The organism is Rhizobium sp. KNZ2-6A (assembly GCF_056755475.1).
This window is the reverse complement of the sequence record NZ_JBNDIC010000002.1, coordinates 255,142-265,699: the sequence shown is the minus strand read 5'-3', so window position 1 is coordinate 265,699 and position 10,558 is coordinate 255,142. Positions and strand designations below refer to the sequence as shown.

The 10,558-nt window shown below is 59.5% G+C and carries 9 protein-coding genes; 6 read left to right on the top strand and 3 right to left on the bottom strand.

Annotated elements, in window-relative coordinates; genetic code table 11:
• Positions 1-96 precede the first annotated feature (96 nt).
• From ACPYOP_RS02755 to ACPYOP_RS02735, 5 genes are all read left to right on the top strand, one after another.
• Positions 97-597, top strand: coding sequence for an Lrp/AsnC family transcriptional regulator (locus ACPYOP_RS02755; RefSeq protein ID WP_481408854.1), 501 nt, complete (start codon positions 97-99; stop codon positions 595-597).
• A gap of 172 nt (positions 598-769) precedes the next feature.
• Positions 770-1,486, top strand: coding sequence for a methyltransferase domain-containing protein (locus tag ACPYOP_RS02750; protein ID WP_481408853.1), 717 nt, complete (start codon positions 770-772; stop codon positions 1,484-1,486).
• 220 nt (positions 1,487-1,706) lie between these two features.
• On the top strand, positions 1,707-2,423 hold the full coding sequence (locus ACPYOP_RS02745) for a hypothetical protein (RefSeq protein WP_481408852.1): 717 nt from the start codon (positions 1,707-1,709) through the stop codon (positions 2,421-2,423).
• A gap of 155 nt (positions 2,424-2,578) precedes the next feature.
• The gene (locus tag ACPYOP_RS02740) at positions 2,579-3,907 is read left to right on the top strand and encodes a flagellar hook protein FlgE (RefSeq protein ID WP_481408851.1); all 1,329 of its coding nucleotides are present in this window, start codon (positions 2,579-2,581) and stop codon (positions 3,905-3,907) included.
• A gap of 282 nt (positions 3,908-4,189) precedes the next feature.
• Entirely contained in the window at positions 4,190-4,570 is a 381-nt protein-coding gene (locus ACPYOP_RS02735; RefSeq protein ID WP_481408850.1) for a hypothetical protein, read from the top strand.
• 157 nt (positions 4,571-4,727) lie between these two features.
• Here ACPYOP_RS02735 and ACPYOP_RS02730 read toward each other — a convergent pair whose 3' ends face one another.
• On the bottom strand, positions 4,728-5,624 hold the full coding sequence (locus tag ACPYOP_RS02730; protein ID WP_481408849.1) for a GGDEF domain-containing protein: 897 nt from the start codon (positions 5,622-5,624) through the stop codon (positions 4,728-4,730).
• A gap of 277 nt (positions 5,625-5,901) precedes the next feature.
• On the opposite strand from ACPYOP_RS02730, the gene ACPYOP_RS02725 reads away from it, so the two are divergent.
• Positions 5,902-7,755, top strand: coding sequence for an ABC transporter ATP-binding protein (locus tag ACPYOP_RS02725; protein ID WP_481408848.1), 1,854 nt, complete (start codon positions 5,902-5,904; stop codon positions 7,753-7,755).
• Positions 7,756-7,816: 61 nt separating this feature from the next.
• Here the strand turns inward: ACPYOP_RS02725 and ACPYOP_RS02720 are convergent, their stop codons facing one another.
• Both ACPYOP_RS02720 and ACPYOP_RS02715 read right to left on the bottom strand, forming a co-directional pair.
• Positions 7,817-8,944, bottom strand: a complete 1,128-nt coding sequence (locus ACPYOP_RS02720; RefSeq protein ID WP_481408847.1) for an NAD(P)/FAD-dependent oxidoreductase — start codon at positions 8,942-8,944, stop codon at positions 7,817-7,819.
• A gap of 68 nt (positions 8,945-9,012) precedes the next feature.
• Complete coding sequence (locus tag ACPYOP_RS02715; protein WP_481408846.1) at positions 9,013-10,542, bottom strand: amino acid ABC transporter permease/ATP-binding protein; 1,530 nt, start codon at positions 10,540-10,542, stop codon at positions 9,013-9,015.
• Positions 10,543-10,558 lie beyond the last annotated feature (16 nt).

The following is a 10,558-nucleotide window of genomic DNA, read 5'->3' as shown; positions in this document are numbered from 1 at the left end:
CAAAGTATGGCCCAAAACACGCGCAAAGTGCTTGCATTCTCCATGCGAAATGAAAATATTATACACGATCCGTGAGCATTTTGAAAGTTTTACGCAATGGATGAGCCACTCGACAAATTGGACCTCCGTCTTCTCGATGAGCTGCAGAAAGATGGCAGGTTGACGAACAACGAGCTGGGCGAACGCATCGCGCTTTCGCCCTCTCAGTGCTCGCGAAGGCGCACCAGGCTGGAGGCGGAGGGCTATATTCGCAGCTATCAGGCCAACCTCGACCGCCAGAAGCTGGGCCTGGATATGCTGGTGGTCATTTCGGTGACGCTTGCCACGCATAACCGGGACAATGCCCGCCGGTTTTCGCAGCTGATCAACGGGCTGCCGGAAGTGCTGGAAGCCTATGCGCTGACCGGGGAAATGGACTATCACCTGAAGGTCGCGACCCGCGGGCTTGCCGGCCTCTCCCGGTTCGTCAACGACGTGCTGTTGCCGCACGAGTCGGTGCAGCACGTGAAGACCTCCATCGTTCTCGATACGCTCAAGACCTTTGAGGGATTTCCGGTGCCGGTCTCGCAGAGCTGGCACGGCGACGGCGCTCGATGACGATAAGCCTACCGTCCTGCCCAAATGCCCAGGTTGCCATTCGGGCGTTCCTCCATAAAGCTGTGACTAGAGTGGCCTATCAAGAACTGAGGACGAGTGAAGGAGTTGCTTTCGGGCTATGCTCCCTTTCCAATCATACGAAAGAATACATCCTTAGCGAGGACAGGCTTGCATGGTATACGTGGACGTACAGGGGCAACATCTCGAAGGTTTTGCCGAAACTCTGCTGAGGTGCAACCATCTATATCGTCCAAGCAACGACTCCATTGCCTTGCTCAATGCTGTCAAGAGCAGGCAGCAGATCGAGATATTTGACTATAGCCGCTCGGCCGATGCATTTACCCGCGCATTCGGAATACGAAATTCTCTAAAGTGCCTGCGGGCGCTCGCAAACCTCGGAGCCGCCATACACGGATATGAAAAGGTATGCGATCTCGGCTGCGGCTCCGGCGCCTTCAGCCTTGCCTTTGCCTATCTCGCCGATAATCCCAATCTCGAGCTTTGCGGCTTGGATGCCTCGGAAACTCAGCTTCTGCTCGGCGAAGAGCTCATGTCGGCTGCCGCGCTGCCGGGGCGCTTCCGGTTCGAGCGACGAAACCTGCCGGCGCAGATCGGCTATCTTCCCGACCTGACGATCTCCTCCTATTGGTTCTGTGAAAACGAACATGTGATCGCCGATCCGGCGCTGTTTGATCTCATGGTCGGGCGGGAGATGCTGATCGTCGACTATGAAAAGATCATCGACCGCATTGCGACCTCCCTTCCAAGAGGATTTCGCGTGCTGGCGCGGCACAGCGCCCTTGTCGAAATCCCCGCCGCGCTGACCGATTTCGTCGCTCAGGAATGGGCAAGCGTCTACAGCATTCACATCAGCCGTACTGCAGGTTAGGCGAGCCGGCCTATTCGAGGCCTCGGCGCGATCGGATCGTAAGCACGCCGCAACGCCGATACCGACGTATTGCCTGGCTTGAGACCCGATGCCGCATGCCTTTACAATCGTATTGTCAGGTCTTGCCAACCGCGATGCTCCTGCCATCTATGCCTCGGCGAACGTATAAAGTCGCGCGCTACGATTGTTGGAATTTGTTAGCCTGAAGGATTTCGCTCCCATGCCTTTCCGGCCCTCGTCATTGCTTCGCATCCTTGCCCTTGGCGGCTCGGCCGCCATCGTGCTCGGCATACAGACCGCGGCGGCGCAGGAGATGTCGAGCCCGGCTCAATGGCCTGATACGCCGACCTCGCGCCTGGAAGCGCTTGCGATCCTCCAGACCCTGAATGCCGATCTCCTCAGCAATGCCAGCGCTACGCTAACGCTCGACCGCTGGTGCGCCGCTCACAAGCTCGCACCGGAGGGTTCAAAGATCGTCGCCCAGCGGGTGCTCGGACAGGACAAGGCAGCCGACGCCTCCATCCGGGAGCTGCTTGCCGCCGGACCCGAAGAACCAATCGCCTACCGGCGCGTCCGCCTGGCCTGCGGCGACCGCATCCTGTCAGAGGCGGACAACTGGTATGTACCCTCCAGACTGACGGCCGAGATGAACAAGGCGCTCAATACGAGCGATATCGCCTTCGGCCGTGCCGTTCAGGCGCTCCATTTCACCCGCACGAACCTATCCGCGAAATTGCTTTGGTCGCCGCTGCCGCAGGGATGGGAAACGGGCGCCAATCTGCCGGCTTCTGGAACCGTACCGCTTAGCCCGCCGCCATTTCTTCTCGAACATCACGCCGTGCTGAAGCTGCCGGACGGGACGCCGTTCAGCGCTCTGGTCGAAAGCTACACCAGCCGCGTACTCGATTTTGCGGCTCCGCATCTGCCTTCGCAATAGGCTCGTCCCGTTCTTCGCCGGGAAAAGGACGCCCTGGAGCGCGAACCGGGCGATAGCGCGGAAAGGTTGTTTCAACCGCGCGGCACAGGGGAAAAGCCAGTTTCACGCAAGTCACTTTGGTTATCGTGGCGGCATCAGCAACGTGCGAGGAACCAATGAGCATCTTTGGTAGCATGAAAACGTCAGTTTCAGGCATGAACGCGCAAGCAAATAAGCTTAGCACCGTGTCGGACAACATCGCGAACGTCAACACAACGGCCTACAAGTCGGCAACCGCCAGCTTTTCGTCGTTGATCCTGCCCTCGGGCGGCGGCAATTACAATTCCGGTAGCGTCGAGACGAATGTCAGCTATTCGGTTTCGCAGCAGGGCGACGCCATCTCCACCTCGTCGGGCACTGACCTGTCGATCCGCGGCGCCGGCTTCTTTGTCGTGCAGGGCGCCGACGGTTCGACGGTTCTGACGCGCGCGGGCGACTTCAAGCCTGATGCCAACGGCAATCTCGTGAATTCCGCCGGTTATACGTTGATGGGTTATTCCTATGCATCGGGAGCCCCCGCCGTCGTCGTCAACGGCTTCGACGGCCTGGTGCCGATCAATGTCAATCAGAATGGCCTTGCCAATTCGCCCTCGACCTCGGGCAGCTTTACCGGCAACCTCAATTCGGGTGCTACGGTTGTTACGGCCAGCGCGACCGTGGCCTTGCCGAGCACGGGTTACACGGGAACCGGCGGTACCGGCAGTACCCCGCCCGTTACCACCAACACCCAGAAGAGCTCGGTGGTCGCCTACGACAAGCTCGGCAACACCGTCATGTATGACATCTATTATACCAAAACGCAGGCTGCCGACATCACCACAACGCCGCCGACGACGGATCAGTGGCAAGTCGCCGTCTACCGCAATGCCGATGCGAATACCTCCGGCAGCGGCTCGTCCTTCCCCTATTCATCCGCTCCTGTTGCCACCAGCACGCTGAAGTTCGATACAAGCGGAAACATGACATCCGGCGGCACCTTCACTATCACCGATCCAAAGACTGCCGGGTCGATCGCGATGGACCTGAGCAAGATGACCCAGAAAGCCGCGGCTTTCGCGTCTACTGGCTCGACCAATGGACAGGCGGCAGCCGCGGTCACAGGCGTCACCATCGATAAGAACGGCGTCGTCTACGCCAATTATGCGAAGGGCGATCCGAAGGCGATCTATCAGATTCCGCTGGCGACCGTTGCAAGCCCCGACAAGCTGACGCTCATGAGCGGCAACGTCTATCAGGCCAATGCCGAATCCGGCGTCACCGTCACGAGCTTCGCCAACAGCAACGGCCTCGGCTACATCCAGTCGAACTCGCTGGAAGCCTCGAACGTCGACCTGGCCGGCCAGCTCACCGACATGATCCAGGCGCAGAAGAGCTACACGGCCAACTCCAAGGTCTTCCAGACGGGCTCCGACCTGCTTGATGTTCTGGTCAATCTCCAGCGCTGATTTTTCGCTTACGCAGTCTGAAGGGCCCTTCGGGGCCCTTTTTTTTAAAGTCTTGCCAACTATTCGATCCGCCTCGTTCAGGCGACGAAGTAGTTTTTCGGCATTATGGAGCAAGTGCCGCAAGGTTTCGGTGCAGCTCTGAAATGAAGCTCTGAATTCTCTCGGGTGTACTGGACGCCTCTCAACCATCAGCCATAGGTCGCCGCAGCTAATTATAAAGGCGGACTTGTGGTTAATATTAGTGAGAGTACGCTCTTCCAGCGTCAAACGGGAGGGGACCAGATGAGAAAGATTTTGCTGATGGGGCTGTCTGTCATGCTTTTCGGAACGCAAGCTATTGCTGCTACTGCGATGACTGAAAAAGAGCTTCAAGCTCTGCTTTCAAACGGAAAAGAGATTACGCTCGGCGGCCCGAAAGAAGGCTACAATGGGCAGCTTTCCGTAATGAAAGACGGCACCGCGCATGGTCAGGTAAAACTCGATTCCGGAGAAGTGATCCCCTTTGATGGCGTATGGCACATCTCCGGCAGCAAGTTTTGCCGAACCTGGAAAGGCGGAAGGGACTCTGGCAAAGAGATATGTGAGACTTGGAATAAAACAGGTCCGAAGTCCGTTCACGTATTGAACGGCAAAAAAGACCTGGGCAAAAATTCTTGGGAATAAGGCACCCTTCGAGCAGCAGGCTTGGCGGACGAACAACCTGATGGTTTGAACGGCCCGAAGGGTGGTCGCCATGCTGCACATCACCGCCTCAGGTAAGACCGGCAGGTGGCATCGACGTCAGGATTCTTGTGGCACCTGCTCCCGGCGTATCAAGACTTCAAGCCGCGCGAACGCGATCGCGGCCGCTGAGCTTGGCTGCATAGAGGGCCTGGTCGGCGCGCCGGTACAGATCCGACGCGCTGTCCGTTTCAAGGCAGGCGGCAATGCCGGCCGAACAGGTGTAGCCGAAATCCGGGGAGTCGGTAAGCGGCCGGGAAAACCGGATCGTCGTCAACATCCGCTCTATAAACTCGATGGCATCCTGCAACCCCGTTCCCGGCATGACGAGCACGAACTCTTCGCCTCCGACCCGCCCGAAACAATCGCTGCGTCGCACATGCTGATGAAGCCGATGCGCAAAATCCCGCAAAACGAGATCCCCGGCGTGATGACCGAGCCTATCGTTGATCGATTTGAAATTGTCGATATCGAACAAGGCAAGGCATCCGATGCCGCCATCCCGGGCGCCAATCAGCATGTCGTCTATTCGCGCCATGACGAAGCGGCGGTTGGCGATGCCTGTCAGCTCGTCGGTTTGTGAAGCCTTGATGGCTTGGTCGCGATCTTGCCGGACACTCCTGCCTTCGGCGCGCAATGTCGTTATGTCGCTTGCAATGCACAGCATCCAGCCGTTCTTCTGCACGGTCTCGGTCATCCAAAGCCAACGGCCGTCGGCCAGATCCGTCTCGAAGGCGCGATAGCCGATCTTGCCGCGGCGTGACTGCGTCGACCGCAGCCACCCGTCGAAATCGGTCGTGCGAATGACCGTGCCGCGCCCGAGTTCGAAGTTGCGCCGCATCAAATTCGGCCAAAGTGGTGTCTCGTCGGCATCAATGAAATAGGCCGAGCGGAATGCATGGTTCGCGTACCGCAGCCGGTCCTCAGCATCGTAAACTGCGATGAGTGTCGAGCTGGTCGCGCAAAGGTGGAGAAGCTGTTCGCCCATTTCGTCCATATCGAATCCCGCTCGTTGCGCTCCACAATACTTATTGCAGAATTCCCCCAAGAAAAGGGCCGGACGCGGATGGAGATTACGCTGTCCCTTCCCGTCCATAATCACAATTCAATCATGGCAGCATCCGCCTCAAGCAATTCTATAGCGACTTCTGTCGCTTCGAAAACCGCAGCGATTTTGAGGTTTCTAGTTGAGATTGCAGCTGGATGGTGATCCTATGCTGCCCCGCATATCTGACTTCTTTCTCGCCTTCCTGATTCCATCACGCGAGCGGCGCATGTCTATTTCAGATACGATCTACCGTCCCTTCGAAAGGCTGATCCAGCCGCTCGACATCCCCTATCGGCCCCTGCCGTCGAAGGGGCCTGTTACCGTTCTGTGGCATTTCATCTCGATGTTTCGCGGTGTTCTGATCGCGCTCGCTTTGTCCTCCATGGCAATCGAGGCCATCAATCTGGCAATCGTCTGGGGGCTTTCGGTCATCGTCGATGGCGTAACGCAAGAGGGCGCATCCGCCTTCCTGCATCAGGAATGGCCATTGCTGACCTTTCTAGGCCTCCTGATCTTTCCAGCGATGCCGATCGCCTCATTTCTCCTCAACACACTCAATTCACATACGCTCGGGGTCGGCATGCCGGCTGCGATCCAGTGGCAGGGACACTTGGCGGTGGAGCGGCAGGATCTCGCCTTTTTCCAGGATTTGTTTGCCGGACAGGTAGCCTCGCGCCTGCAGCAGGTCTCCTCCGCCGTCCAGCAACAGATCATTGCCGCCTTCCAGTCGGTTCCACGCTTCCTGTTGCAGATGATCGGCTCGGTCATCCTGCTTTCGAGCCTGTCCTGGCAGCTCGCCGTGCCCGTGGTGATCTGGATCACGCTCAATGTTGCGCTCGCGTGGAAAATGGCGCCAGTCTTCACCGAGCGGTCGCGCAACACCGCCAAGCAGCGTAGTCTGGTGGCAGGCGCCATCACCGATCTTTATACCAATATTCACATGATCAAGCAGTTCGCCGCCGAAGATACCGAGGCTGGCGCCATCCGCCGCATCATACAGAAGTCCATACAGACGCAGCACAGGGAGCAGCGCATCTACCGCACGTCGGAGCTCACCGTCGTTGCGCTCAATATGGCGCTCTGGCTTGCAATGTTATTCATCGGCTTTTCTGGCCTCATCAACGACTTCATCACGGTCGGCGAATTTGTCGGCGCCGTCTATATCCTGAACCGCCTGTCCGGACACACATTCACTTTCCTGCAGATGGGCCAGCAGATCTTCCAGGCGATCGGTACCATCAAGGATGCCATGCCTGTGATGACGACACCTCCGACCATCATCGACCGATCGGACGCTGCGGAGCTGGTGGTCGATCGCGGCGAGATTCGCTTTGAAAAAGTCCGTTTCGCCTACAAATCCGGCAAGCCTGTCATCAACGATCTGTCACTGACGGTTCGGCCTGGCGAGAAGGTCGGACTTGTCGGTCTATCGGGTGCCGGCAAGACCACGCTCGCGAACCTTTTGCTGCGCTTCTACGACATTGCCGACGGCGGGATTAAGATCGACGGGCAGGACATTCGCGCCGTGACACAGGCAAGCCTTCGCCGCGCTATCGGCGTCATCGCCCAGGATGTCGCGCTGCTGCACCGTTCTGTCGGCGACAATATCCGTTACGGCCGGCCGGAGGCGAGCAGTGGGGAAATCGAGGCCGTCGCCAAGATGGCGAGTGCGGACAATTTCATTGCAGATCTCGCCGACAGCGAAGGCCGCAAGGGCTATGACGCCTTCGTCGGCGACCGAGGCATCAAGCTGTCAGGCGGTCAGCGCCAACGCGTCGCAATTGCGCGCGTCCTGTTGAAGGATGCGCCGATCCTCGTGCTGGACGAGGCGACCTCGGCTCTCGACAGCGAATCCGAAGCCGCCATACAGGAAAAGCTCGCTCTCGTAATGGAGGGAAAAACCGTCATTGCCATTGCGCATCGGCTTTCGACCATTGCCAAGATGGACCGGATTGTCGTGCTCGATGGCGGGCGGATTGTGGAAGAAGGCAGGCCGGAGGAATTGGTGCAGCGGGAGGGTCTTTTTGCGCGGCTATGGAAACGCCAGACCGGCGGTTTCATTGCCGAGGAAATCAATTAGCCGGACGAGGATAATGGCAGACCCCACAGTCGACGCGAGGTCCGCATCGTCGCCGGTCACATTACCTGGCGAAGCGTTCCGGCCGGAAGGAAGCCAGAAGCGGATGCCGTTTGCCGGTGGCGATCTCGTCGGCAAGCAGTTCGCCCGCGATCAGGCCGAGCGTGGCGCCGCTATGGCTGAAGGCGACGAAATAGCCCGGTATCGCCTGCAATTCGCCGAAAACAGGCTCGCCATCGCCCGGGATGGGTTTCGGGCCGACGCCATAATCGCTAATCTCGAGTTTCGGGTTCCCTTCCAGAACCTTCGAGGCTTCCAGCAACAAACCTTCAAGGGTTGTGGGCCTGATCTCATAACTGCCATCGGCCTTCACGACGACCTCTTCCTCCGACCAGGCCGAATCCAGGGCAAAGGCGCCGTCTGGGGTCGGACGGATGGCCACGCGCGGTGTGTTCAACACAGCTTTCAGCGGGTGCTTGATCGGCTTCGTCCGAACGAGAAGTGCGATCGGCGTATCGTCGCCGATATGCTGCCCTGCCTCGGCAACGATCGCCGGCACTTCGCCGCCGGCAGCCAGCAGCACGGCATCGGCTGCCCAATGGACCCCGTTTGCGGTCGTGACGCCGCGAGCACGACCTTCCTGTACGTCGACTGTCGCCCGGCCGGCATCGGTGACGATCTCGCCCCCCAATGCCCGAAACTCCTCGGCAAGAACGCCGATCAGGGATGGCAGATCGACCCAGCCCTCGCCCGGATTGAAGATCGCGCCCTGTCTGGTCACCGAGCCGGCATCGACGCCGGGCGTAATCCTGGCAATCTGATCCGACATCAGCAATTGCGCATGGTAGCCAAGGTCACGCTCGTAATCGAAGACAGCGGCAATGTCGTTGCCGGCATCGTCGGCATCCCAGGTCAGGCCGCCGTCGAAGCGCAGCCAGGCCGCATCCGGATATTTGGAAGAAAGCGTGCGATAGCGGTCGATGCCGGCCAGGCGAAGCCTATGGTAGGCATCGGAGCGACGCCGGGCCGAATTGAGCCAGGCGAGCGAGCGGCCCGATGCACCGTTTGCCAGCGGACCATCGTTGATCAGGGTTGTCTGGACGCCGAGCCGCGCAAGATGAACGGCCGTAGAGACCCCGAAGATGCCGCCGCCGACGACAATAACTTTCGAGGGACGAGTGGGAGCATGCATGTTGGAAAACCTTGTCAGTACTGGAGTTGCGATCGAGGAGCCGCCGGAATTCGCCGCCGGCCTGTTTGTCAGAGAACCTCGGCGAGGAACCGTTTCAGTCGTTCGCTTTGCGGATTGTCGAAGACCTGCTCCGGCCTGCCGGCTTCGACGATACGGCCCTCATCCATGAACACGACCTGATCGGCCACCTTGCGGGCAAATCCCATCTCATGCGTGACGACCGCCATGGTCATGCCCTGGCGTCCGAGATTGGCCATGAGGTCGAGCACCCCCTTCACCAGTTCGGGATCGAGCGCGCTGGTGACCTCATCGAAGAGGACGACTTCCGGATCCATGGCGAGCGCCCGGGCAATGGCGACGCGCTGCTGCTGGCCGCCGGATAGGCCGGCTGGCCGATGATCCTTGCGCCCGGCAAGCCCTACTTCCGCAAGGCGGGTCTCGGCAACCCGGCGCGCCTCGCCCTTTGGCATCTTCTTGATCTTCGTCAGCGACAGCATGACGTTTTCAAGCGCGGTGTGGTCCGGGAAGAGATTGAAATGCTGGAACACCATGCCGACGCGCCGGCGCAGGCTTTCCGGCTTCATCGCCAGGATGCTCTCGCCATCGAGCGCGATGTCGCCGCGCTTCGGCTCAACGAGCCGGTTGAGGCACCTGAGCAGCGTCGATTTGCCCGAGCCGGATGGCCCGATGATGCAGGTCACCGTGCCCTTGGCGATATCGAGATCGATGCCTTTCAGCACTTCGAGATCACCGTAGGACATGCTGAGATCGCGGATCCTGACGGCACCGCCCTTGAAGCGCGGCGTACCGGCGCCATCCGACACCCCTATGCCCGAGGCGGCTTCCAGTTCGCCGACCTCGATGAGACCGCTGGCAGCGCCTGAGCCGCGACCCTGACGCCCGAGACGCAGACGCGTATCGATGTAATTGACGAGGTGCGTCAGCGGAACGGTGATCACCAGATAGAAGACGCCGGCCAGCAGCAAGGGCGAGAGATTGCCCGTGACGACGGCCTGATCCTGGCCGACGCGGAAAATTTCGCGCTCCGAGGCCAGCAGCCCCAGGAAGTAGACGAGGCTCGAATCCTTGACGTTGCCGATGAACTGGTTGACGAGGGCCGGCAGGACACGCCGCACGCCCTGCGGAATGACGATCAGCCGCATTCCCTGCCCGTAGCTCATGCTGAGCGCGCGGCAGGCCTCCATTTGACCTCGCTCGACGCTCTGAATGCCGGATCGGAAGATCTCACCGATATAGGCGCCTGCAATCAGGCTGAGCGCGATGATCCCGAGTGGAAATGGCGATGGGCCGAAGAGTTCGCGGCCGATGCGGGCAAAGCCCTGGCCGATGATCAGGATCGTCACGATCGCCGGCAGGCCGCGAAAAATATCGGTATAGATGCGCGCCGGCAGACGCAGCCAACGGGACTGCGAAATGCCCATCACGGCCAGCACCATGCCGATGATGGCCCCGAGCACGGTGGAGGCCGCCGCCAGGATCAGTGTGTTCTTCAGTCCGACCGTGATCATGCTCGGCAGGACTTCTGCCATCGCATCCCAGTCGAGGAAGCTGCGACGGAGGTTTTCAAGCCAATCCATTCAATTCCCCATGAAA